Source organism: Ruegeria sp. CDSA246 (assembly GCF_059611225.1).
Genome location: NZ_JBXWPD010000006.1, coordinates 248,374 through 271,478, shown reverse-complemented (window position 1 = coordinate 271,478; position 23,105 = coordinate 248,374). Strand labels below are relative to the sequence as shown.

The following is a 23,105-nucleotide window of genomic DNA, read 5'->3' as shown; positions in this document are numbered from 1 at the left end:
CGGCTTTTGATTGGTGAGGCTGATAATATCAGGCCTCGTTTGCCCAAGGAGAGCGACCACCGCGATCACACCATGTCGTTCGCTGCACTTGGCATGAGCGGCTGATTTTGAGCGCGAAGCAGGCGTTGTTCTTTTTAAACGACGTAGCCGCTTTTTTGTTTTGTCCGCGCTACGCCGCCCGCTCCTTGAAGCTGACAGACTTAGCGATTACATACCAATCGCGGGCGGACAGCCCGCAATTCCCCCAAACATGATAACGCTCGTCTGCCGAGCCTTGCCCGTAAGTCGCGGAAGACCGCCGGGGTATGGACCGCCCGAGACATGCTTGCGACCGGTGCGAATGGTCTGGGTCTAGCGCCGATCCACTGATGAGCCTAAGGCAGGGCGAAACCAACAGCATCCAGAGCGTCACGAAAATTGTGATCACCAACCCCGCCTTGGGGTGGTCGCCGGTGGCAACAGCCAACGGGATGCGCATCAACATGATGAATAGGAGAAATCACATGGAGCAAGATATCCAACTTGAAGCTGCCGCAGCAAGGCACATCGTCTTGATCGCTATGGCCTACTGTGAAGCCCAAACAGCAACGAGCGGCGAGGAAAGCCCGATTGTGCATGACCGGCAGTGGCAGGCCTGCTGTGGTGTCGCTGCGCGTTTCCTGAGCGATCCTGAAGCTATGACACCGCAACTCTGCCACCATGAATGGCGGCTCAGCCAAATGCGGCACAGTCATCCGCAGTTCTGGCCTGCTGCCGCATCTCGCACTTGGGATGAACTCGACCCGATGGACCAGTATGTCGAACGGGCTGGTTTGGCAGCAATGCGTCAGGCACTGGACGAAACTCGGAGGTTCTCGCGGGGTCGCACCGCGGCGCTGCAATGAACGTCGGACGTTGAAAAGCAGCATTATGCTTGATGTGCGCAACAGAACATATACCGACGGACGAGACATAAAACCTCCCAACCTCCCAACCAAACGCCCGACGGGGAAGTTGGGAGGTTTGATTACTTGTCCGCCCATAAAGAACTGGCCGGCCTAGCTCGTTTGGCCTCTTTACAAGCTGTCCCACTTAAATCAGACCGTCTTGAGGATAGCATTTTCGAACCGAGCGCCTTTGCTATTGGGTCCTGGAACGAGACGGGGCTCTACTTGACGCAAGCGTCGCGCGAAACTGTTACGTGCGGGGATGCGGCCTTCTGGAACACCTTCGGCAGCGCACCATTGGCGAAAATCCAGATATAGGTCTGCAACGGTGACGACCTTGTTTGCCCTGATGGATAGTCTTTCTGCCGCCCACGCACGAACTCGGTCCGCATCCCTCATCCACGCCTCCTTGGCGATGCGTGATGTCATGGGATCCGCCATGCGCCGCGTGGTCAAAAGTTCCGCAGCCGCAACCACGACAAGATGTAGTAGAAGATCCGCCTCGTATTCGATTATGCGATCTGCCAATCCCTCGTCGGCCTGCTCTTCAGAATACGCTTTGTCGAAGACCAGAACCTTGAAGCGGCGCTCAACGCCGCTGTCGATCCCCCCGCTAAATGCGGGCAGCTCATTGCAGATGAACACATGCTGCGCCTTGGGACTGAAATAGAACGGTATGCCGTATGGCAGCCGGGCATGACAGATGTCCCCGGTGATGACCTTTTTTAGCGCGTCGCCTGAAAGATCACGATCCGACGTCTCCTCCGCAACGTTCAGCGCGCACCCGCGCAAAACTGAGACGAAGTAGTCTTGTCCCATCTTGGCTGGCGGCACCGACTGAAGTGCATCCGCTGCGATCAATGATGAGATGACCTTGCGCGTGGTACTTTTTCCTGCGCCGCCCGGCCCAATCCAAATAAGGGCCTGCGGGTGTTTCATTTGCGTGCCGATACCAAGTGCCGCTGCGGCGGCTGTCTGCAGGATCAGCTCAATCCGCGCGCTTTTGTCTTGTTCAGCCCTGTCCAAGTCGAACTCAAGGTTTGGAGCCTCGTGCTGCAGCCGCCTCAAAGTCGTTTTAGCTGAGAACAAACCCGTGAGCAGCTTCATCACGTCGCTTCCCAAAAGTCGCTTCTCAGCATCCTGCACTGGCCATACACCACGTACGGCATGCCGAGCCCGGTGCTTGCGAGCATGTGGTTCGAGCCGTGGGACATATTCACCTGTTGCAACGTCTTGTTCGAACAAAACGAACCCGCTTTCACAGGTGATGCCAACAGGCGCACCTTCAAAAAACCCATTGTCATCGCGTTTGGACATGAGAAGCGACTTGACACTCTGCGCCTTACTGGACGTGATCTTGACCTCGCCAATGCCGTTGGACGGCGTAGGGTAAGTGGCACCGTCAAAGCGCGCGATGGCACGCGTAAGCCGATTGTCGTTGAGAGCAGTCCAAAGCTTGCCATCGTAAATCCAAACTGTGCCCTCAGTGATGACAATGCGACCAAAGAGATCTTCTAGGTTTTCCAGCACACGATCGGCAATCTCTTCGTCGCTACCGCGGAGCAGCTGCTCAACGTTGGACCTTCGCTGCCGCGCGTGGATGCGGTCGGCATCATCCACGGCGGCGGCAACAGCCCGACGTCCCATATCCTGGAGCAGATCGTTCAAATCGGCCTTTTCACGAAGGTTTGACGGTACTGTGACGACATGGACCCGTGCATTTGGGTTTTCTGCCGCCAATTCACGCGCGATCTGGCGGCAGTCCTGCGCTTTGTCGCTGTCGGCAATGATCTCAATCCGACCGGCGTTTGCTCCTATCGTTTCGGGGCGGATGGACCCGAGGCACACCCTGATCTCTGCTGGCCCAGCAAACAATCGGGTTAATCCGGTTTCGATACCTTCGGCGATCGCAATTGTGCCTGTACCCAGTTTGTTTTTGATCCGAACTGAACCATCCCCGATGTAGCCTGCGCTCAGTTTGGTCTTCTTGCCGTTCTCGTCGCGTATCGGTTGCCCATTGCGGTTCAGGATTGTGCCCTGCATGCCAACAATATTTCCATCGTCATCCGTAGCCACCGCCACTAGAGCCGGGTTTTTCTTACCACCCGGTTTGCATTGGAAATCTGGAGCATATCGCAAAGCGTCGTGTTCAAGATCGATCCCAACCAATCCACGGATGTTGCGCAAGTATTCTTCGCCGGGTGAGCCGGCTAAAGGACGTGTCTTCGCAACCTGCTCCTGCACCCATGCGATCTTAGCAGCCTTTTCATCAGATGCCGCGCCGGAGCGTGCTCTTTCCTCCGCTTCTCGCTGCACGGCTTGTTCATCAGTTTCTTCACGGTTCTCCGAGGCCGCCTGTTCTCCCGGTTCCGATTGCTTCTGCTTCCGCCGTCCTTCAAAAACCTTTTCGCCAGTTACGGCTTCAATCTCGCGTACAGCAGCGTTGAAGTCGGCAAGGCCTCGTACCTTCATTAGCGCATCGGTCAGCGAAACCCCTTTTTCGGGCAGGCACGTGCAAAAAATACGATTAGCGTCTGCATCGTAGCGAAATGAAGGGTTCTTATCTTCATGGTCAGGAAACGGGCAGCGCTGATGCTTTTTTCCAATTTGTGGTTTGGCACCAATGGCGGCGAGGATTTTGTCCGCGTGTGATTCCTCGACGATGCGGAGACGCTCGGTCAAATTTTCATTGGTCCCCTCATGACCGCCACCGCTGTGTTTCGGTCCGGTATGCTGCAGATTTTGCCTGCATACTTTGTTCCTTTCCTTGGTCTAGGGAGAGCAACAATCATCACTGGCCCCGTTGCGCTCTCCGTGCGGCGGGGTTTCTCCATTCCTATTCCGCTGCCAGATCGGGCGTGTCGATCTTCACAAGCCGCCAGTCGATACCCGCCGCAATTGCGCGGACAGGTTCAGCGCGCCAAAAATGCTGGCGACCAATCTGGATGGGTTCCGGCGCATCGCCGCTGTCCACCATACGCAACCACGTGCTTGGCGATCCGGGGAACATGCCCAACGCACCGCTGTGGGTGGAAAGCTGTTTCAGTGTGACGTTCCCTGTTTTCGGGAAGCTGTCGGGGTGGATAGGCATACGGGCGACACTCATGCGGACGCCTGCGTCTGAGGTTCTTCGCCATTGGCTTTTTCAATTGCAGCCCGTGACCGCTTGAAAAAACCTTTCTCCATCATTTCCTGGCCCAGCTTCTCTGCCTTCTTGGCCTCAAGGCCTTCGTAGCTACGAATGATGTCACGGGGATCGTGATCGCCACCAGCTTCTATCCAATTGGTGATGTCGCTGCCGAGATACCGGATTTGTCCCGTGGGAAGGTTCATGAATTTCGGGCCGAGATGGTACTCGCGCCAGTGGTCCAACAGATAGAACTCGTCGTCGCTGAGACCGAGCAGCGCCGCCAGATACCGCTGATCATAAAGACGGTGTGGAACGGGCACTTCGATGTGATCTGACATTGCTAGCCTCCTACAAAAAGATACTGGCAATTCAGATAATGAAAGCAGGGGGGTAAGAACAAACGTTCTAATTTACCCCCCTGATCAGGTGGGTGAGAACACCCCAAGAATGACGTCTTCAACCGTCATTTGGTTGTGTATTCGAGACACTCTTTCAGTGAGTTTCCGGATCATTTCCTGCGCGGCAAAGTTCAGATTGAGGCGGTAGTTCTGATCACTGATATCTGGAGCTTTCAGCGTGGCTTTATGCCACTTGACTACATCGTCACGATCAATCTGCATTACATTTGCAATCAGAGTTCGCGCTTTTTCCACGTTATAGCCTTGCTGATCGATCAGGTACATGACGCCACCCGCAACGCCGCCTTGAAAACCGATTTCCATCGGGTCTTTCGCAGCATTGCCAGCATTCGCTTTGTGCATTGCAGTTGTGCGATCTCTCAGGTGCTTGTCCAGCGCTGGTGACACTATTTCTTCCTGCTCGCGCAAAACATCCAGAATGTCATGCAAGTCGAGAACGTAGGACCATTCGCCAGATTTCACGCGCTCGTTTAAACGTCCACGCAACCAGTCGAAATCTTTTAATACCGTGTCACTCACAACTTTGCCCCCGCAATCAACGGCACCACGATAGCACCGCCCTCCTGAAGCTGAACCAGAAACTGCGAATAAGCTTCCATCATAACGCGGCGCTGGGCGAGGAACGATGTGCGGTCATATGCGCGGCCATGCTGTTCCTTCGATGCGTGGGATAACTGTGCCTCTGCCAGTTTCTCGTCGAACCCGAGATGCTCGGTCACCAATGTGCGCAGCGTTGCCCGCAGGCCATGTGCGTCGGTCTCTCCATCAAACCCGATCCTGCGGATCATGTTCATTGTGGCCGGTTCAGAAACAGGTCCGTTCTCGCTGGCGAATACGTACTCGCGGTGGCCATTGAGCTTGTACATCTCGTTGAGGATTTTGATCACCGCGTCCGTCAGGGGTATGGCGAGCGTGATACCTGTCTTGGTGACAGGGTTGTTCCAGACCCGCTCGCCCATGTTGATGTCCGCCCATCGCATTTTGCGCACCTCACCGGCCCTCTGACCTGTATGTGCGATAATCTGCACCAGAGGTTTGCCCAAAGTGTGATGCGGCCAAGCGTCCAGCGCCTGCAGAAACAGCGCCAGACGTTCTGGCTCAACGATGGCTGGGTGGTGCTTCTTCGGCTGGGGCTTGAACCTGTCGATCACGTTTGCTCCCGGCACGACAGAGATCAAGCCTTCGGCCTCCGCATAGCCTAGAACTTGCCGCAGGATGCGAATGACCCGGCGTGCAGTCTCATGCGATCCACGATCCGCGATCTTGAGCGCAACGGCCTTGATATCGACTGCCGTGATATCCGCGACCACTACAGCCCCCAACAGAGGGATGGCATCCTTTTCGATCCGGTTGCGGGCGCGGACATAAGTCTTCTCTGCCCAGTGTGGACGCTCCTCTGCCAGCCATGCGCGTGCGACACCGGCGAAGGTGGTGTCCGTCAGACCTGACCGAGCCTGTACCCCTGCGCGCATCTCCGCCACGTCGGGGTTGATATTGGTGTCAAGCAAGTTCCTCTGCGCCTCGACGCGCTGGCGCGCGTCCTTGAGGCCGACAGAGGGATAGGAGCCCAAGCTCATCTCACGCTGCTTACCATCGACCCTATAGCGCCAGACCCATGTCCTGCCGCCTTTCGGGTGAACGATCAGCGTCAGGCCACCGCCATCTGCCAGCTTGATCTTCTTGTAGCCGGGTTTCGCAGCCTTGATTTGTTTGTCTGTAAGTTTGGTCATCTTGCATACTTTCTCACTGGCGAACCCCACACAGACCCCCACAATGGGTATTCTGGCAGAGCCCAAGTTTCCTTGGGGGTGAGAAAGACTGGCACGTCAAAAGCCTTATTTACAAAGCCGTGTGACTGCGAGTGAATTCGAACTGAGGAGAAAAATGGTGGAGCCTAGGGGAGTCGAACCCCTGACCTCTTGCATGCCATGCAAGCGCTCTCCCAACTGAGCTAAGGCCCCATCATGGTACCGCGGCTGCGGTGGGCGGACATTTATGAGACAGTGACATTGAGTGCAAGTCCAAAAATGGAGTTTGCGGAAAAGTTTCTGTCTTGCATCCGAGGATCGTCTGAGGCGGCGCAGGGGCCGCCCCGGACAGGTTTTAGCTGTCGTCTTCCGACGGCATGTCGGTAATCTCTTCCAGCGAAACGTCATCGTTGCTGTCGTCATCATCGTCCAACAGATCATCGTCCAGTTCGACGTCGACATTTTCGTCATCGTCCAGAACCAGATCTTCTTCTGAAGCATTTTCGCGTGCTTTTGCCGATGCGGCATCTTCCGCATCTGCGGCGATCATCCGGCTCTTGCCGGTTTCAAGCTCCACGATCTCGCCGGTGTAGGGGCTGACGATCGGGTTCTTATTCAGGTCGTAAAACCGCTTACCGGTCGTCGGGCAAACGCGCTTTACACCCCATTCTTCCTTGGGCATTTCAGATCCCCTTGATATCAGGTGAGTCGTAGTAATGATTCAGGTCACGTGCCACATGCAGCGGGCACTGTCAAAGCCTTTGAGCAGGAGAAACAGGCACATGGGGGATCACGCATTGCCCGGAAAACCGCCGGTGCCGCTAACGCTGCGCAAATCAGCCAGGGCGCGGCGTATCAGCCTGCGGATTTCTCAATTGGATGGGCGGGTTACACTAACCTACCCTAAAGGTGTGGCTGAAGCCGAGGCGCTGAATTTCGCCAAGGTCAAGGAAGACTGGATCCGTCAGCATCTTGAGGACCGACCCAACCCATCAGCCGTAGGATTCGGACAATCAATCCCTATAGAAGGCAAAGATAGGCGAATCGTACTGGCAGAGGGCCGACGCGTTCTGCTGCGGGACGCAGAGGTTGCAGTCCCCAAAGGGGCCGAAGCCCGGCGATTGGCACGGTTCCTAAAGGAACTGGCGCGGGATCGCCTGACCGAGGCTTGCGACGATTATGCGGCTATGCTGGGCCGTCCTTATTCCAGCCTGACCTTGCGCGATACGCGGTCTCGTTGGGGATCGTGCAGTTCCGCTGGTGGCCTGATGTTTTCGTGGCGCCTGATCCTCGCGCCATCGGACATCCTTCATTATGTCGCCGCACATGAGGTTGCGCATCTGGACGAAATGAACCATTCCCCCGCGTTCTGGGCGCAGGTCGAGCGTCTGTTTGGTGACTGCAAAGCCCAAAGGCGCTGGCTGCGCGACAACGGGGCGCAGCTTCATCAGTACAGATTTGATGGCGCGACGAGTTGACCGCGCGGCAATTTGTGATCACATGGGGTTATGTTAAGCGCTCGCCAAACCGAAACCCAACCTGCAGCTCATGATCTGGTCTATCGAGCCCTGCGCTCGCGTATCATGCACGGCGACATAGCGCCCGGGCAGGCGTTGACCCTGCGCGGCATCGGCAAGGAATTTGATGTCTCAATGACGCCTGCGCGTGAAGCGGTGCGGCGGCTGGTGGCCGAAGGGGCGTTGTTTCTGTCTTCTTCGGGTCGGGTGTCCACGCCCGAGCTGACCAATGACCGTATCGAAGAGCTGGCAGCCCTGCGTGCACTGCTAGAAGTCGAGCTGGCCAGCCGTGCATTGCCCCGTGCGCACATGGCGCTGATAGACCGGTTGCAGAGCATCAACATGACCGTCGCGGAAATGGTCACGAAACGGGATGCCGTCGGTTACATCCGATCAAACCTGGAATTCCATCGCACGCTGTATCTGCGCGCTCAGGCTCCGGCGATGCTGGCCATTGTGGAAACCGTGTGGCTTCAGTTGGGGCCGACGATGCGCGCGCTTTACGGGCGGTTGCGGCGGACAGAGCCGCCGCATTATCACAAGCTGATCATCGCCGCGTTGAAGGCGGGGGATGAGCCCGGATTGCGGCTGGCCGTACGTTCAGATGTGACGCAGGGGCTGCGCATGCTGGTCAGTTGAGCGGCTTGTCGCCGAAGTGATCGGGTTGCCTTTTCCAGGCACCGCAGAACTAGCTTGCGCACTTGGTCTGCGATACTCTGACCCAAATCACAACAAGAGCAGATTTCAGACATGATCAATCGACGCCTATTTTCAGTTGGACTTGGGTCAACCTTTTTGGCCGCCTGTTCGGGTGGCGCGCCAACCAGCGCCCCGGCAACGCGGATGCGGGCCGTCCCCAACGCAGGGTGGGACGCCTGGGTTGCCGGGTTCAAGTCGCGCGCGGCCTCGCAAGGCATTTCTCAGACCACCATCAACCGGGCCTTTCAGGGGGCAGGGTATCTGCCGGATGTGATCGAACGGGACCGCAATCAGGTCGAATTCAAGCGCTCACTCGAAGACTACCTGGCGATTGCTGCGTCGGATGAACGGATCGCAACCGGCAAACAGATGCTGGTACGCCATGCCGGAACCCTGTCAGCGATCGAGGCAAAATACGGCGTCGACAAAGAGGTTGTCGTGGCCGTATGGGGCTTGGAAAGCCGGTATGGAGCCCGCCGCGGGGATGTGCCGGTGGTATCAGCGGTTTCAACCTTGGCCTATGACGGGCGTCGCGGTGCGTTTTTTGAAAAGCAATTGATAGCCGCTCTGAAGATCATTCAAGAGGGCGATACATCGCCCGCGAACATGACCGGCAGTTGGGCCGGGGCGATGGGGCACACGCAGTTCATCCCGACCTCTTATTTGGCCTACGCGGTGGATTTTACCGGTGATGGTCGTCGGGATATCTGGTCTGAGGATCCCACGGACTCTTTGGCCTCGACCGCCGCATATCTGGCGCGCGCTGGCTGGGTACGCGGACAGCCTTGGGGGGGCGAAGCAGGTACTGTTTCGGGAACGCCTGTGGCGGTGTTGCAGCCGCAAACGCCGGGGCCGCGGATTGCGGTGTTCCGCAACTTCCAGGTGATCAAGCGCTATAACAACTCGGACAGCTACGCGATCGGCGTTGGGCATCTGTCGGACCGGATCGCCGGTGGCGCGCCGTTTCAGGCCTCGTTCGGGCCCGATGCGACCGGGTTGACGCTTGAGGATCGCAAAGAGCTGCAGCGCCGACTGACATCCGCAGGGTACGACACCCAGGGCGCGGATGGGGTTATCGGCAACAATACGAAATCCGCCATCAGCGCGTATCAACGCGCCAGTGGTTTGGCCGTAACCGGTGAACCTTCAGCGGCTTTGTTGCGTCAGCTCGGCGGCTGACGGATTACGCCGCCAGCCCTTTCGAGCCGATATCCAGGAATTTTTGGCGGCGGTCCTTGATCAGGGCTGCCGCATCCTTGCCATCCAGTTCTTTCAGCATAGCAGCAATGGCACCTCGTACAGAGTCGACCGTTGCGGCGCGGTCGCGATGCGCGCCGCCCTTGGGTTCGGTGATGATGTGATCACAGACGCCCAGCTTTTGCAGGTCTTGAGCAGTCAGCCGTAGCGCTTCGGCGGCCTCACGCATCTTTTCCGAATCCTTCCACAGGATCGACGCACAGCCTTCAGGTGAGATTACCGAATAGACCGAATGTTCCAGCATCGCGACCCGGTTTGCCGTGGCAAACGCTACTGCGCCGCCTGAACCACCTTCGCCGATGATCACAGACACCAAAGGCACGCCGATCTTCAAGCACATTTCGGTCGACCGCGCGATGGCCTCGGACTGGCCGCGTTCCTCGGCACCTTTGCCCGGATATGCACCGGCCGTGTCGATCAGAGTGATGACGGGCAGACCGAAACGTCCAGCCATTTCCATCAGGCGTACGGCCTTGCGATAACCTTCAGGGCGGGCCATGCCGAAATTCCGTTCGATCCGAGATTTGGTGTCCGAGCCTTTTTCGTGCCCGATCACCATGACGGGCTGGTCGTCGAAACGGGCCAGGCCACCGATCACAGCCAGATCGTCAGCAAAGTTGCGATCACCCGCTAGCGGTGTGAATTCGGTAAACAGTTCTGCCACGTAATCCTGGCAATGGGGGCGTTCAGGGTGACGCGCGACCTGACATTTTCGCCACGGAGTGAGGTCACCGTAAAGCTCGTCCAGCAGCTTGGCAGCCTTGGCGTCCAGCGCAGCGGCTTCTTCGGCCACGTCCATCTCTTCGTTGGCACGGGCCAGCGCGCGCAGTTCCTCGGCCTTGCCTTCGATCTCGGCCAGGGGTTTTTCGAAATCCAGATACTGGGTCATGACGCCTCTCAACGCGGAAGTTCATTGCTATATGAACTTGCTGTCAGAGGAATGCAACACAAGGTAAAGCGCGCCCCGATCAAGGGCCGCGCCGGTATGGGTCACTTCACAGGTACGTAGCTGGTCGGAAGGCCGTCGTCGTCAGCGTTCACCATGTAGTACTGGTTCTCGCCGCTGTCCCAGACCAGAAATGCGTCTGCGCCTTCGGGTTTGGTCTGTTCGCCCCATGGGGCCTGAATGGTCAGAGCATCGCTTTTTGCATATCCCAGATCAGACAGGCGCAGCATATCAACCGGTGTTGTCTTGAGCGCGCCAACAATGCCGGGCGCCTGATCTTCGAACATCGCCTTGACCTCAGGGGCCATGTCCAGCCGTTCGATCAGGCGCGTATTCTTGGCGGCAACACTGTCCAGCGAAACCAGCTCGTAGGCCTCGTCAAACGTGCTTTTGCCGATGATGTAGAAGTCTGGGCCATCCTTGCGGAACTGCAGCGCAATGATCGAGCCGGTGTTCTCGGTCAGGTAAGCCTGATCGTAACTGGTGCCATCAACCGAACCGAGGTTTTCGCGTATCGCGTCGGGGATGGCGTCGAAGTCATCGCTGGTCAGCTGCCAACCCAGGATTGGGCGATCCTTGATATAGGCTTCGGGCGCCGGGTTATGCTGGCTGACACGTTCAGAAATCATGGTTTGTGTCTGGACGTCATCGGCCTGCGCAATAGCCGGTATTGCGGCAAGGATGGCGGCAAACAGAATTTGGCGGAGCGGGCGAGATGGATTGTTCATATTGGTCCTCATTTACCATGTTGAAAAATCTATTGGTCTCGTGAGTTATACGCCCAGTGTAACATTCTTACCTGTGTATTCCGATTTGAATTCAGCAAGATATGTGGCCGCAGAATATGCATCCCTAGGCGGGCAAATAGAAAGGATGCTGATGACGACCCGTTATGAAGACAGCGTTCTGCGTGTTTTGGCCCACGTTCATGATAATCAGGCTGAAGACCTGGCGCTGAAATTGCTCAGTTCGGGTATAGAACAGGGTAGAGCGAGCCGACGAGCAAAGCCGCCATTGTCCAGTTGAACACCATCAGCCGGCGTGGGTTCGTCAGGATGCGCGCCATTTGCTGACCCAAAACGGTCCATGTGCTGACCGAGGGCAGGTTGACCGCTCCGAATACAAGAGCCACGACAACGATGGCCTGAAGGGTCTGATCCGGTGTGTAGGCAGTTGTGGCTGTCAAGGCCATGGCCCAGGCCTTGGGGTTGACCCACTGAAAGGCTGCCGCCTGCCGGAACGTCATCGGCGTGCCTGTCGTGTTTTGCCCCTTAGCCGGGGCGGCATGCGCGATTTTCCAAGCAAGGAACAGAAGATACGCAACAGAGGCGAATTTCAGCACCGTATAGCTGATCGGATATCTGTCGAACAGCTGCACGAGGCCGGTGCCGACCAATAGCACCATGAAGGTAAACCCAAGCCCGATCCCCAGCATGTGCGGGATGCTTTTGCGAAATCCGAAATTAGCCCCTGACGCCATCAGCATCAGGTTGTTGGGTCCAGGCGTAATGGACGAGACAAAAGCAAAGGCGATCAAGGCCAGAAGGATATCGTAGGTCATGAGTTGGATAATTGCTGCAAACTGAACAAATGAAATTGCGTTTTAATGCGTGATCTCACTAATATCGCAATCAATGGCGAAAATTGACCACATAAATCAGCAAATATTGCGAGAGCTATCACAAGACGGCCGCATCAGTAATCTGGATCTGGCCGACCGGGTGGGGCTGTCTCCTTCTGCCTGCCTGCGCCGCGTGCAGGAGCTGGAGCGTTCGGGTGTAATCTCGGGTTACCGCGCAGTCCTGAACCCATCCGAGATTGGCGTCGGATTTGTCGCCTATATCGGCGTTGGGCTGGGAGAACATACCAAAGCTGCACAGGAAGGGTTCGAACGCGCCCTACAACGTGTGCCGGAAGTGGTCGAATGCCACAATATCACGGGGACCATCGAATACCTGTTGCGCGTGGAATGCGCGGACTTGCCTTCCTACAAGACATTCCACACCGAAGTTCTGGGAACACTGCCGCATGTGACGTCGATCACGTCTTATGTGGTGATGGATTCACCCAAGGATATGCGCGCCTGACGTTGGAATTGTGATCTTCAACCGGCTTGCCGGGTGAATTTTCACAGCCTAGTGTCTTCTCAAGGACCTGATCGAAGGGGAACAACCCCAACAGGCCACACACAGGGAGAAGATAATGAAATTTGTTCGCATTGGAGCGCTGATAGCAGCTGCGGCGTTTATCGCCAGTTCAGCAGTGGCCGCGCCGCTCAAATTGCAGCCCGCCAGTCCGCAACCCAGTCCAAAAGCGGGATTGAATGTAAAATATGTGGGAACTGGTACTCAGCGCAAAATCCGCAACCTCACTCATGCCAAGCAGTTGCTGCCTAAGGCTCAGCCGGGGCAGCCGCTGATCGGTTTGGATTATAGGGATACAAACGAAGGCGAGGATGTTTTGACATTCGACCACCACTATAATGTCGCCGCAGAAATCACCGGTTACATGCGCTTTGACTCACCGGGGGTATACGAGTTGGAGACATGGTCAAACGATGGGATCGATGCCTGGGTCGGCGGGCAGCAGATCGGCAAAGTCAATAGTATTCAGGGGTGTGAGGCCAATCAACGAACCGAAGTAGAGGTGCCGAAGGCGGGTTGGTATCCGCTGAAGATAATCTATTTTCAGAAGCTCGGTACATCTTGCCTGATGATGAAGTCAGGAAAAAAGGGTGAGCGTTTTACATGGACGCCTAACGACGTCTTTGGCCGGTAGGCCCCAATAAGGCGCCCCTAAGGGCGCCTTATTCAATTAGATCAGCTCGCGGCGATCAATTCGGCCTGCGCCACGATCACCTCGGCCTGTTTGATCGAGGCGATGTCGACCAGACGGCCTTTGTAAACGGTTGCGCCTTCGCCATTGGCTTTGGCCTGCTCCATCGCAGCCAGGATTTCGCGTGCCTCGGACACGGCTTCGTCCGACGGGGTGAAGACCAGGTTGGCCAACGCGATCTGCTTGGGGTGGATCGCCCATTTACCAACCATGCCCAAGGTAGCCGAACGTTTCGCTTGCGCGATGTAACCTTCGTCGTCTGAGAAGTCGCCAAAGGGTCCGTCCACGGGCAGAACGCCATGTGTCCGGCATGCCGCAACAATGGCAGCCTGCGCCCAATGCCACGGATCGGACCAATGCTTTTCGCCTTCGCGCAGCATGTAATAGTTTTCTTGCGTGCCGCCGATACCGGTGGTCTGCATCCCCATCGAGGCTGCAAAATCTGCTGCACCCAGGCTCATCGCTTGCATGCGCGGAGACGAGGCCGCGATCTCTTCGACATGGGCAACGCCAGCTGCGGATTCGATGATCACCTCAAAGCTGACGGGCTTTGTGCGGCCCTTGGCGCGCTCGATGGCGGTGACCAGCGCGTCAACGGCGTAGACATCTGCCGCGCAGCCGACCTTGGGGATCATGATCTGATCCAGCCGGTCGCCGGCTTGTTCCAGCAGGTCCACCACATCGCGGTACCAATAGGGTGTGTCCAGCCCGTTGATGCGCACGGACATGTATTTGTTGCCCCAATCGACGGTGTTCAGCGCTTCGATTACATTTGCGCGCGCGGCGTCCTTGTCCGACGGCGCGACCGAGTCCTCAAGGTCGAGGTTGATTACGTCAGCGGCCGACGCGGCCATTTTCGGGAACAGCTTGGTGTTTGATCCCGGTCCGAACAACTGGCAACGGTTGGGGCGCGCGGGGGCGGCGGGTTGGATGCGAAAGCTCATCTGGACCTCGTGCGAGAAAGGAAATTACGATTTTCTTGCCTCATGGGGTATTAAATTGCGCAAGCCATAGCAAGCATCTTTGTGCAGGTGCGGCAATGCAATCGCAGCAATTGCCGCAATACTGGGTCAAAACAGCGATTAAAGTTTAATCGCTTTAAAAACTTGAAAGATTAGTGCGCTACTTAAAGGAATGGCGCAAAAATTTCCCACGTGACGGGGCGTTGTCAGGCGAAAACGCGAAACACTCGTGGAAATCGTCCCCTAGATTGCGCCAGAATCAAAGGAGTGAACCGCAATGATCGAGACACCGTACCTGCTGTTTTTGGGCGATGCGCCCGACCAATTGGCGGCCAAAGTGGCAGTTGGCATTAAGGACTGGCGTCCTGAAAATGCCGTCGGCCAGTACCGTATGGAAGGTTGTAAGGCTGATTTGGGCCTGACCGACATGTCCCTGACCGAAGCGAAAGAAGCCGGCGCCAAGACGCTGGTCATCGGCGTGGCCAACCGGGGCGGCGTGATCAGCCAGGAATGGAAGAAAGTTCTGGTGATGGCGCTCGAGGAAGGATTTGACCTCGCCTCGGGCCTGCACAACCTGTTGTGTGACGAACCCGATCTGGTTGCCGTTGCCGAGGCCACTGGCCGCAAGCTGCACGATGTTCGTGTGCCATCGGTCGAGTATCCGATTGCAAATGGTATCAAGCGCAAAGGTAAGCGCTGCCTGGCCGTTGGCACCGATTGCTCGGTCGGTAAGATGTATACTGCGATGGCAATGGATGCCGAAATGCGCGAGCGCGGCATGAAGTCGACCTTCCGCGCAACCGGTCAGACCGGCATCCTGATCACCGGGGACGGCGTGCCATTGGACGCGGTCATCGCGGATTTCATGGCGGGTTCGGTCGAATGGCTGACACCTGACAATGATGATGACCACTGGGATCTGATCGAAGGGCAGGGGTCGCTGTTCCACGTGTCTTATTCCGGTGTGACCATGGCGCTGATCCACGGCGGCCAGCCCGATGCGCTGATCCTGAGCCACGAACCGACCCGAGAGCATATGCGCGGGCTGCCGACCTATCAGTTGCCGACACTGGAAGCGTTGCGCGACACGGCGCTGGCACTGGCAAAGGTCGCGAATCCGGCATGTGAGGTCGTTGGGGTTTCGGTTAACACCCAGCATATGTCCGAAGAGGACGCCACCGCATACCTGGCCAAGGTTGAGGCGGAAATGGGCCTGCCTGCGACTGACCCGTTCCGCTTTGGTTCGGGTAAGCTGGTGGATGCGCTGGCCGCACTGTGATCTAAGCGGCGCGTCGGAGGCGGGCTTGTCCGCCTTCGGCGAGAGTATTTTGAAAAAGATGAAGGAGCTGGCGCGTGCAGGTAGAAGTTTCTCGTGACATGTTTCGGCTGGCGCAGGTTTTTACGATCTCGCGTGGGTCTCGGACCGAGGCCAGGGTGCTGACGGTTCGGATTTCTGACGGTACCCATCAGGGGTGGGGCGAATGCGTGCCCTATGCCAGGTATGATGAAACGCTGGATTCGGTCGAGGCCGAGATCGCAGCTTTGCCTGCTGAATTTACCCGCGACAGCCTGATGGACCTTTTGCCTGCAGGCGCGGCGCGGAATGCGGTGGACTGCGCCCTTTGGGATCTGGAGGCAAAACGCGCCGGAAAGCGCGCCTGGGATCTGGCCGGGCTGCCAGTTCCGGGACCAGAGATCACTGCGTATACACTGTCGCTCGATACGCCGGAAAAGATGCAGGCACAGGCTGCCGTCAACGCGCATCGGCCCTTGTTGAAGATCAAGCTGGGAACGCCGGATGACATGCCCCGGCTGGAGGCCGTGCGCGCAGGTGCACCAGATGCCACGATCATCGTCGATGCAAACGAAGGCTGGTCCGCTGGTGTTTACGCGGACCTTGCCCCGCATCTGGTGCGATTGGGTGTGGCCCTGGTCGAGCAGCCTTTGCCCGCCGGTGAAGATGACGCGCTGATCGGGATGGAGCGCCCCGTGCCGGTGTGTGCCGATGAGTCCTGTCATGATCGCACAAGCCTGCCTGCACTCAAGGGCAAGTACGATGTGGTCAACATCAAGCTCGACAAAACGGGCGGCCTGACAGAGGCGCTGGCCCTGCGGGAACAGGCGCTTGCTGAAGGCTATCGCGTGATGGTCGGATGCATGGTCGGAAGCTCTTTGGCTATGGCACCTGCGACACTGTTGGCACAGGGCGCAATGGTAACAGACCTTGACGGCCCGCTTCTGCTGGCCGAAGACCGCGACAACCCGCTGATTTTTGATGATGCCGGAGTGCACCCGCCCAAAGCGGACCTCTGGGGCTGAGGAGACAAGACATGACCCGCACCGTTTATGTAAATGGCGAATATCTGCCTGAGACCGAGGCCAAAGTATCCATCTTTGACCGTGGTTTTCTGTTTGCAGATGCTGTCTATGAGGTCACCAGTGTTCTGGATGGAAAGCTGATCGATTTCGAAGGTCACGCAGTACGCCTCAAACGGTCTCTGGATGAGCTGGAGATGGCTGAGCCCTGCACAAAGGATGAGTTGCTGGAAATTCATCGCAAGCTGGTAGAGCTGAACGGCATCGAAGAAGGGCTGGTCTATCTGCAGGTCAGCCGCGGTTCGGATGGCGACCGCGATTTTGTATTCCCGCCCGCAGATACCAAGCCCAGCCTTGTGCTGTTCACTCAAAACAAGCCCGGCTTGGCCGATAGCCCAGCCGCCAAGAAGGGCGCCAAGATCATCTCGATCGAAGACATCCGCTGGGGCCGCCGCGACATCAAGACCGTTCAGCTGCTGTACCCGTCGATGGGCAAGATGATGGCCAAGAAGGCAGGCTGTGACGATGCGTGGTTGATTGAGGACGGTTATGTGACCGAAGGCACCAGCAACAACGCCTACTACGTAAAGGACGGCAAGATCGTCACCCGCCCGCTTTCGAACGACATTCTGCACGGCATCACCCGCAAGGCCGTCCTGCGTATGGCCGCCGAGGCGCAGATGGAAGTGGAAGAACGCCTGTTCACCATTGATGAGGCGAAGGAAGCGGATGAGGCTTTTACAACTTCGGCCAGTGCGTTTGTCATGCCCGTGGTTGAGATTGACGGGGTTACGCTGGGCGACGGTACGCCGGGGCCAATCGCCAAGCGTTTGCGAGAGATTTATCTGGACGAAAGCCGCAAGGTCGCAATCTAAACAAAAGGCCCGCCAGGTTGGCGGGCCTCTTTCGTTTTGGGCGTCAGCCCTTATTCGTCACATTCTCTTCGAACGCGACCTTGAAGGCGGCCTGCTTCTCCGGGCTGGCGTCGGTCTGGTAGTTGGCTTTCCATTCATCCATGGTCATGCCATAGAAAATTTGACGGGCTTCATCCTTGCCCATCTCGATGCCTTTTTCATTGGCGGCTTCCTGATACCATCGCGACAGGCAGTTGCGGCAGAACCCGGCCAGATTCATCATGTCGATGTTCTGCACATCGGTGCGGTCCTCCATCAGATGCTGTTGCAAGCGACGGAATGCGGCTGCCTGAAGTTCTATTTCGGTTTGCTTGTGCATGGTCTGGCTCCGGATGACAGAAATACGTGCTGTAAATGACCTAGCGGCCAAAGGGCGATGTTTCAACGATCAGCGTATCAGGCCAGTTTCAATGCCAGCCAAGGAGTGATGCAGAAGATCAGTGTCAAAATCTTGTAGTTGGCCAGATACCGGAAATATGCCCGTTTCACTGCGGGGCGCTCCATCTGGAACATCTTGCCGTGGATGCCTGCGATCCAATCCTGCAACAGCAAGATCATCACTGTGGTGAACAGCAGAACCGCGATGTTAAGCACAGCCATCCAGCCAAAGACGGACGTCAGAAACTCCTGAGTCATTGTGGCCTCCTTTCCCAATAATATGGGGTCTGGGGCGGGTTCTCACAATGACGTGAGGGCATTTGTCACAACCCGCTTTCGCCCAGTGCGTCCTGCAGGATAGGGGCTAGCCGCTCGGCCCATTCTCGCTGTCCCGCGTGTTCGGCAATCAGGTCATTGCGCAGCTCGATCAGTGCGTTGGGGCGACCAAAACTGGTACAGTGTTTGTCAATGGCATCACCGGGCAGCACGCCGGTATAGGGTTCATTAACGCCGACGCAAAGGTCACCCTCGGCCTCTAGACGGTTGATCAACGGGCCCGAGAACCGTTCGTCCGGAGTATGCAAAACCCCAATATGCCACGGGCGGGGATCACGACCCCTTAATTGCCGCGTGAACGAGTGCATCGACACGATCACCGCATGCGGCAACGCGGCCATCTGCGCCAGCGCGTCATGATACGGGCGATAGCACATGTTCAACCGCCGCTCTCGTTCTGCCGCATCGGCGTGCCGGTTGCCGGGAATGATCGACCCGTCATAGAGCTTCATCAACAGGGTCGGATCATCTTCGCCGCGGTTCGGATCAATCACGAGGCGGGAAAAATTGGCCGCGATCACGGGTGCATTCAAAAGCTCACTCAGATGTTTTGACACCTCGTAGGCACCTACATCATAAGCGATGTGGCGTTCCATATCTTCACGAGGTAGGCCAAGATCGCCACCGTGGATTTCGGGCGGAACCAAGTTGGATGCGTGGTCGCATGTGATCAGCCAGCGCGAGGGCCGATCCGCGCCGTGGATAAAAAACGGGGAATACGTCATAAGCCTGTCATCTAGTTTGTCGCAGGTTTAGGGCAGTTGCTTTGAAAAGGGAATTGCGCAATAAGCAGGCGGAGCAATGTTTGCGGTAACATTTGCGCAGAATCAAGAGAAGACGTTAGGAGAGCCAGACCAATGCGACGCCTGAGAAATGTGAAAATCGTGGCGACGCTGGGACCGGCGTCAAATGACTATGACATGATCCGCGCGCTGTACGAGGCAGGCGCAGACGTCTTCCGCCTGAATATGAGTCACGGCAGCCATGATGAGATCCGCGAACGCCACCGGATCATCCGACAGATTGAAAAAGATCTGGACAGGCCAATCGCAATTCTGGCTGACCTTCAAGGACCCAAGTTGCGTGTCGGGGTGTTCGCCAACGACGCAGAAGAACTTGAAGAAGGCGCGGCCTTCCGTCTGGACTTGGACCCTGCGCCCGGAGATATCAACCGCGTTTGCCTGCCGCATCCCGAGATTTTTGCCGCGTTGGAGCCGGGTGCGCGCCTTCTGGTCAACGACGGCAAAATCCGCCTGACCGTGCAGGACTGTGGCCAGGATTTCGCTAATTGCACCGTTGAGGTCGGCGGTACGATCTCGAACCGCAAAGGTGTGAACGTTCCTGATGTGGTGCTGCCGCTGGCCGCCTTGTCGGCCAAGGATCGCGACGACCTGGAATTCGTCTGCCAACTGGGTGTGGATTGGCTGGCACTGAGCTTTGTGCAGCGTGCCAAGGATGTGTTTGAAGCGCGCGCGCTGGCCGACGGTCGCGCCTCGATCCTGTCCAAGATCGAAAAGCCTGCAGCGGTCGAGGCATTCGACGACATTCTGGATGCCTCTGACGGGATCATGGTCGCGCGCGGCGATCTGGGTGTTGAGCTTCCTGTGTCGGCGGTGCCCCCGATCCAGAAACGACTGGTACGCAAATGCCGTGGGGCGGCTAAGCCCGTGATCGTGGCCACTCAGATGCTGGAAAGCATGATCGAAAGCCCGATGCCAACCCGGGCCGAAGTTTCGGACGTGGCGACAGCAATCTACGAAGGCACGGATGCGATCATGCTCAGCGCGGAATCCGCTGCGGGTACGTACCCAATCGAGGCCGTGCAAACCATGAACAAGGTTGCGATCGAGGTCGAAGCGGACCCGACCTACACGCAGATTATCGCAGCGTCCCGGACGGCAAAGGGGACCACTATTGCCGATGGAATCGTTGCTGCCGCGCGCGAGATTGCAGAAAAAACAGATATCAAGGCGATTTGCTGTTTTACCCAAAGCGGCACCACCGCGCTGCTGACCGCCCGCGAACGTCCAGGCGTTCCGATCATCGCGATGACGCCTGCCACGGGAACCGCGCGGCGTCTGTGTCTGAGCTGGGGCTGTCATTGCGTGATGACGCCCGAGCTTGAGCGGTTCAAAGGCGCTGTCGTCAACGCGGCCCGTGCGGCCCGTGCCGGTGGGTTCGCATCCGAAGCCGATCAGATCGTGGTGACTGCTGGCGTGCCTTTCAACGTACCGGGAACGACCAATATTTTGCGCATCGCACCCTGTGATGAACGGCTGATCTATAACACCGATCCCGGCTGATGACAGCAATGCCGGGCTCGGCGAAACATAGTATCAAACCGATACGCCTAAATTTTAGGCGGAAAAGTAACAACAATTTCAACAATATAGCGAATTATTGCTTGCGCCCATAAGATAACTCTCTGTTTTTTGGGGTTTTTCCGGGATACTCGGGCGCATGGGCGGTCCACTTAATAAGTTCCAGGTTCCGGCTGCCCTGCCGGGGGCACGGGTCCCGGCATAACCAAAATTATTGGAGGAACGTCATGACAACGAAAATTGTCATTGGACTGGACGGGACAGAAACCGGAGAACGCGCCATCGCCTTTGCCAAGGATCTGGCTGGCCGAATTGGCACGTGTGAATTGCTGGTTGTTTATGTCATCGAATGGTCCCCATTTACTTTTCAAACCCCAGAAGAGAACGCATTGCGGCACAAGCGGCGTGAAGAAGAAATCGAACTTGCGACGAACCGGATTGTTACCCCGGCTGTCGAGGCTCTGACCGCAGATGGTTACACAGTGCAGGGCATCGTGCGTCATGGCGACGTGGCCGAAACTCTGAACGCAATCACCGTCGAGAATGGCGGTTCGCAGATCATCGTCGGGCGCGCCTCGGCCGATGGATTCAAGAAACGCTTGTTTGGCAGCTCGACCCAAAATCTGGTCATGCACGCCGATGTGCCAGTCACTGTTGTGAACTGACGGGAGGGATGAGAATGACTATGTTGAAACATCTCTGGCTGGCTGTAGTCGCCGCCCTGATCGCCGCTCCTGCGATGGCGCAAGAGGCGCCCGGGCTGGACGACAAGATCAATCAGGCATTTGCCGATTTTACCGGGCCATTTGTCAGCTTTATTTTTGCGCCGTTTCCGGGAACCAGTTTCCCGTGGATCGTGGGTTGGCTGGTCGTCGCGGCGACTGTTTTCACGCTGTACTTTGCCTTTGTGCAGCTGCGGTTCTTTGGCCACGCGATCAGCCTTGTGAAAGGCGACTACTCCGATCCCAATGACGCGGGTGAGGTCAGCCACTTTCAGGCTCTGGCCACGGCACTGTCGGGTACTGTCGGACTTGGCAACATTGCCGGTGTGGCGGTTGCCGTAGGGATTGGCGGACCGGGTGCCACCTTCTGGATGATTGTCGCGGGCCTTCTGGGCATGGCGTCGAAATTCACCGAATGTACGTTGGGCGTGAAATACCGCAACGAATACGAGGATGGCACCGTTTCCGGCGGTCCAATGTACTATATGTCCAAGGGTTTTGACGAGCTGGGTCTGCCTGGAGGCAAGATTCTGGCCGTCCTGTTCTCGATCTTCTGTATTCTGGGCGCGCTGGGCGGGGGCAATATGTTCCAGGCCAATCAGGCGCACCAACAGATCGCGGGCATCACGGGCGACTATCCCGGATGGATCACAGGGGTTGTCTTTGCAATCATCGTGTTCCTTGTCATTGTGGGCGGCCTGAAATCCATCGCACGGGTGACCGAAAAGGTCGTTCCGTTCATGGGCATCCTATATGTGGCCGCGGCATTGGTGATTATCATCATGAATGCTGATCAAATCGGCTGGGCGTTCGGCCAGATTTTCGCAGGTGCCTTCACCGGCCTCGGCGTCGCTGGTGGTATGGTCGGGGCACTGATCCAGGGCTTCCGGCGTGCCGCGTTTTCGAACGAAGCGGGCGTGGGTTCTGCGGCGATTGCGCACTCGGCTGTTCGGACCAAAGAGCCGATCACCGAAGGCTTTGTCTCGCTGCTTGAGCCGTTCATCGACACGGTCGTGATCTGTACGATGACGGCGCTGGTGATCATCATCACCCAGCAGCTGATCGTCGATCCGGAAACCGGCAAATATATGCTGAACGAAGCGGGTAATGCCATTGCAACTGTGGACGGCAACTCGGGCGTCAGCCTGACCTCTGCTGCCTTTGGTAGTGCCTTCAGCTGGTTCCCATATGTACTGGCGATTGCGGTGGTCTTGTTTGCCTTCTCGACCATGATCAGCTGGTCCTACTATGGCCTCAAGGCCTGGACCTACCTGTTCGGGGAAGGCCACACCAAGGAACTGATCTTCAAGGTCATCTTCTGCATTTTCGTTATCATCGGGGCTGCGGCCAATCTTGGTCCGGTCATCGACTTCTCGGACGCGGCGATCTTTGCGATGGCGGTCGTGAACGTCTTTGCACTCTACTTCCTGATGAAAGTGGTACGTGAAGAACTGGCCAGCTATGCGAGCCGACTGAAGACCGGCGAAATCCGCAAATTCGAACACTAAATCAAACCATCGGGGCGACCTTGGTCGCCCCGGTGCCTGATCAGGCTGTAAAAAGCGCAGATTCTGGTCCAAAACCCCTTGCCAGTATGACCGAACTTGCGTAAACGGCGCTTCTGATCGCGTGACCGGCCGAGATGGCATGCCGAGTCGCGTCTGAAACCGAACCCCGAA

The 23,105-nt window shown here is 57.1% G+C and carries 25 protein-coding genes and 1 tRNA gene; 12 read left to right on the top strand and 14 right to left on the bottom strand.

Annotated features, from left to right (window positions below; genetic code table 11):
• Nucleotides 1-503: 503 nt before the first annotated feature.
• Nucleotides 504-884, top strand: a complete 381-nt coding sequence (locus AC2FI9_RS10135; protein WP_282169967.1) for a hypothetical protein — start codon at nucleotides 504-506, stop codon at nucleotides 882-884.
• A 192-nt stretch (nucleotides 885-1,076) separates the two neighbouring features.
• Here AC2FI9_RS10135 and AC2FI9_RS10130 read toward each other — a convergent pair whose 3' ends face one another.
• From AC2FI9_RS10130 to AC2FI9_RS10100, 7 genes are all read right to left on the bottom strand, one after another.
• Nucleotides 1,077-3,608: a phage/plasmid primase, P4 family gene (locus AC2FI9_RS10130; RefSeq protein WP_496767302.1), complete on the bottom strand. Its 2,532-nt coding sequence runs from the start codon at nucleotides 3,606-3,608 to the stop codon at nucleotides 1,077-1,079.
• A 154-nt stretch (nucleotides 3,609-3,762) separates the two neighbouring features.
• Nucleotides 3,763-4,032: a hypothetical protein gene (locus tag AC2FI9_RS10125; protein WP_496767300.1), complete on the bottom strand. Its 270-nt coding sequence runs from the start codon at nucleotides 4,030-4,032 to the stop codon at nucleotides 3,763-3,765.
• A complete protein-coding gene (locus tag AC2FI9_RS10120) occupies nucleotides 4,029-4,394 on the bottom strand; it encodes a helix-turn-helix transcriptional regulator (RefSeq protein WP_282169965.1) in 366 nt (121 codons plus the stop codon). Before AC2FI9_RS10120 ends, AC2FI9_RS10125 begins: the two co-directional genes overlap by 4 nt.
• 84 nt (nucleotides 4,395-4,478) lie before the next feature.
• Nucleotides 4,479-4,994, bottom strand: a complete 516-nt coding sequence (locus AC2FI9_RS10115; RefSeq protein WP_496707281.1) for a hypothetical protein — start codon at nucleotides 4,992-4,994, stop codon at nucleotides 4,479-4,481.
• Nucleotides 4,991-6,205: a tyrosine-type recombinase/integrase gene (locus tag AC2FI9_RS10110; RefSeq protein WP_282169963.1), complete on the bottom strand. Its 1,215-nt coding sequence runs from the start codon at nucleotides 6,203-6,205 to the stop codon at nucleotides 4,991-4,993. The genes AC2FI9_RS10115 and AC2FI9_RS10110 overlap by 4 nt, the downstream gene beginning before the upstream one ends.
• 155 nt (nucleotides 6,206-6,360) lie before the next feature.
• Nucleotides 6,361-6,436: transfer RNA gene (locus AC2FI9_RS10105), tRNA-Ala, on the bottom strand.
• A 142-nt stretch (nucleotides 6,437-6,578) separates the two neighbouring features.
• Complete coding sequence (locus AC2FI9_RS10100; RefSeq protein ID WP_496726988.1) at nucleotides 6,579-6,905, bottom strand: TIGR02300 family protein; 327 nt, start codon at nucleotides 6,903-6,905, stop codon at nucleotides 6,579-6,581.
• Between the two features lie 100 nt (nucleotides 6,906-7,005).
• Here AC2FI9_RS10100 and AC2FI9_RS10095 point away from each other — a divergent pair, with 100 nt between their 5' ends.
• The 3 genes from AC2FI9_RS10095 to AC2FI9_RS10085 all read left to right on the top strand — a co-directional run bounded on the left by AC2FI9_RS10095 (nucleotide 7,006) and on the right by AC2FI9_RS10085 (nucleotide 9,618).
• Nucleotides 7,006-7,701, top strand: coding sequence for a M48 family metallopeptidase (locus AC2FI9_RS10095; protein WP_496767298.1), 696 nt, complete (start codon nucleotides 7,006-7,008; stop codon nucleotides 7,699-7,701).
• 30 nt (nucleotides 7,702-7,731) lie between these two features.
• The gene (locus AC2FI9_RS10090; RefSeq protein ID WP_496767296.1) at nucleotides 7,732-8,379 is read left to right on the top strand and encodes a GntR family transcriptional regulator; all 648 of its coding nucleotides are present in this window, start codon (nucleotides 7,732-7,734) and stop codon (nucleotides 8,377-8,379) included.
• Nucleotides 8,380-8,490: 111 nt separating this feature from the next.
• Entirely contained in the window at nucleotides 8,491-9,618 is a 1,128-nt protein-coding gene (locus tag AC2FI9_RS10085) for a lytic murein transglycosylase (RefSeq protein ID WP_496767294.1), read from the top strand.
• 4 nt (nucleotides 9,619-9,622) lie between these two features.
• On the opposite strand, the gene AC2FI9_RS10080 is transcribed toward AC2FI9_RS10085, so the two are convergent.
• The 3 genes from AC2FI9_RS10080 to AC2FI9_RS10070 all read right to left on the bottom strand — a co-directional run bounded on the left by AC2FI9_RS10080 (nucleotide 9,623) and on the right by AC2FI9_RS10070 (nucleotide 12,203).
• Nucleotides 9,623-10,585 (bottom strand): acetyl-CoA carboxylase carboxyltransferase subunit alpha, encoded by a 963-nt coding sequence (locus AC2FI9_RS10080; protein ID WP_108861352.1) that lies wholly within the window; start codon nucleotides 10,583-10,585, stop codon nucleotides 9,623-9,625.
• 101 nt (nucleotides 10,586-10,686) lie between these two features.
• Nucleotides 10,687-11,370 (bottom strand): hypothetical protein, encoded by a 684-nt coding sequence (locus tag AC2FI9_RS10075; protein WP_496726992.1) that lies wholly within the window; start codon nucleotides 11,368-11,370, stop codon nucleotides 10,687-10,689.
• Between the two features lie 236 nt (nucleotides 11,371-11,606).
• On the bottom strand, nucleotides 11,607-12,203 hold the full coding sequence (locus tag AC2FI9_RS10070; protein ID WP_496767292.1) for a LysE family translocator: 597 nt from the start codon (nucleotides 12,201-12,203) through the stop codon (nucleotides 11,607-11,609).
• Between the two features lie 73 nt (nucleotides 12,204-12,276).
• On the opposite strand from AC2FI9_RS10070, the gene AC2FI9_RS10065 reads away from it, so the two are divergent.
• A complete protein-coding gene (locus AC2FI9_RS10065; RefSeq protein WP_058273360.1) occupies nucleotides 12,277-12,729 on the top strand; it encodes an Lrp/AsnC family transcriptional regulator in 453 nt (150 codons plus the stop codon).
• A 115-nt stretch (nucleotides 12,730-12,844) separates the two neighbouring features.
• Complete coding sequence (locus AC2FI9_RS10060) at nucleotides 12,845-13,420, top strand: PA14 domain-containing protein (RefSeq protein ID WP_109312215.1); 576 nt, start codon at nucleotides 12,845-12,847, stop codon at nucleotides 13,418-13,420.
• A gap of 41 nt (nucleotides 13,421-13,461) precedes the next feature.
• On the opposite strand, the gene AC2FI9_RS10055 is transcribed toward AC2FI9_RS10060, so the two are convergent.
• Entirely contained in the window at nucleotides 13,462-14,421 is a 960-nt protein-coding gene (locus AC2FI9_RS10055) for an L-malyl-CoA/beta-methylmalyl-CoA lyase (protein WP_496726994.1), read from the bottom strand.
• A 295-nt stretch (nucleotides 14,422-14,716) separates the two neighbouring features.
• Between AC2FI9_RS10055 and dgcN the strand changes: the two genes are divergently transcribed.
• The 3 genes from dgcN (at nucleotide 14,717) to AC2FI9_RS10040 (ending at nucleotide 17,630) form a co-directional block, all read left to right on the top strand.
• A complete protein-coding gene (dgcN, locus tag AC2FI9_RS10050) occupies nucleotides 14,717-15,718 on the top strand; it encodes an N-acetyltransferase DgcN (protein WP_108861347.1) in 1,002 nt (333 codons plus the stop codon).
• Between the two features lie 74 nt (nucleotides 15,719-15,792).
• A complete protein-coding gene (gene dgcA / locus AC2FI9_RS10045) occupies nucleotides 15,793-16,758 on the top strand; it encodes an N-acetyl-D-Glu racemase DgcA (RefSeq protein WP_496726995.1) in 966 nt (321 codons plus the stop codon).
• An 11-nt stretch (nucleotides 16,759-16,769) separates the two neighbouring features.
• Nucleotides 16,770-17,630, top strand: coding sequence for a D-amino-acid transaminase (locus AC2FI9_RS10040; RefSeq protein WP_496726996.1), 861 nt, complete (start codon nucleotides 16,770-16,772; stop codon nucleotides 17,628-17,630).
• A 43-nt stretch (nucleotides 17,631-17,673) separates the two neighbouring features.
• Here AC2FI9_RS10040 and AC2FI9_RS10035 read toward each other — a convergent pair whose 3' ends face one another.
• From AC2FI9_RS10035 to AC2FI9_RS10025, 3 genes are all read right to left on the bottom strand, one after another.
• Complete coding sequence (locus AC2FI9_RS10035) at nucleotides 17,674-17,988, bottom strand: DUF1244 domain-containing protein (RefSeq protein WP_496767290.1); 315 nt, start codon at nucleotides 17,986-17,988, stop codon at nucleotides 17,674-17,676.
• Between the two features lie 77 nt (nucleotides 17,989-18,065).
• Nucleotides 18,066-18,305 (bottom strand): DUF6868 family protein, encoded by a 240-nt coding sequence (locus tag AC2FI9_RS10030; protein ID WP_108861343.1) that lies wholly within the window; start codon nucleotides 18,303-18,305, stop codon nucleotides 18,066-18,068.
• Nucleotides 18,306-18,370: 65 nt separating this feature from the next.
• Nucleotides 18,371-19,108: an N-formylglutamate amidohydrolase gene (locus AC2FI9_RS10025; RefSeq protein ID WP_496767287.1), complete on the bottom strand. Its 738-nt coding sequence runs from the start codon at nucleotides 19,106-19,108 to the stop codon at nucleotides 18,371-18,373.
• A gap of 132 nt (nucleotides 19,109-19,240) precedes the next feature.
• Between AC2FI9_RS10025 and pyk the strand changes: the two genes are divergently transcribed.
• The 3 genes from pyk (at nucleotide 19,241) to AC2FI9_RS10010 (ending at nucleotide 22,934) form a co-directional block, all read left to right on the top strand.
• Nucleotides 19,241-20,686, top strand: a complete 1,446-nt coding sequence (pyk, locus tag AC2FI9_RS10020) for a pyruvate kinase (RefSeq protein ID WP_108861341.1) — start codon at nucleotides 19,241-19,243, stop codon at nucleotides 20,684-20,686.
• Between the two features lie 245 nt (nucleotides 20,687-20,931).
• Complete coding sequence (locus tag AC2FI9_RS10015; protein WP_058273350.1) at nucleotides 20,932-21,369, top strand: universal stress protein; 438 nt, start codon at nucleotides 20,932-20,934, stop codon at nucleotides 21,367-21,369.
• Nucleotides 21,370-21,383: 14 nt separating this feature from the next.
• Nucleotides 21,384-22,934 (top strand): alanine/glycine:cation symporter family protein, encoded by a 1,551-nt coding sequence (locus AC2FI9_RS10010; protein ID WP_496767285.1) that lies wholly within the window; start codon nucleotides 21,384-21,386, stop codon nucleotides 22,932-22,934.
• Nucleotides 22,935-23,105 lie beyond the last annotated feature (171 nt).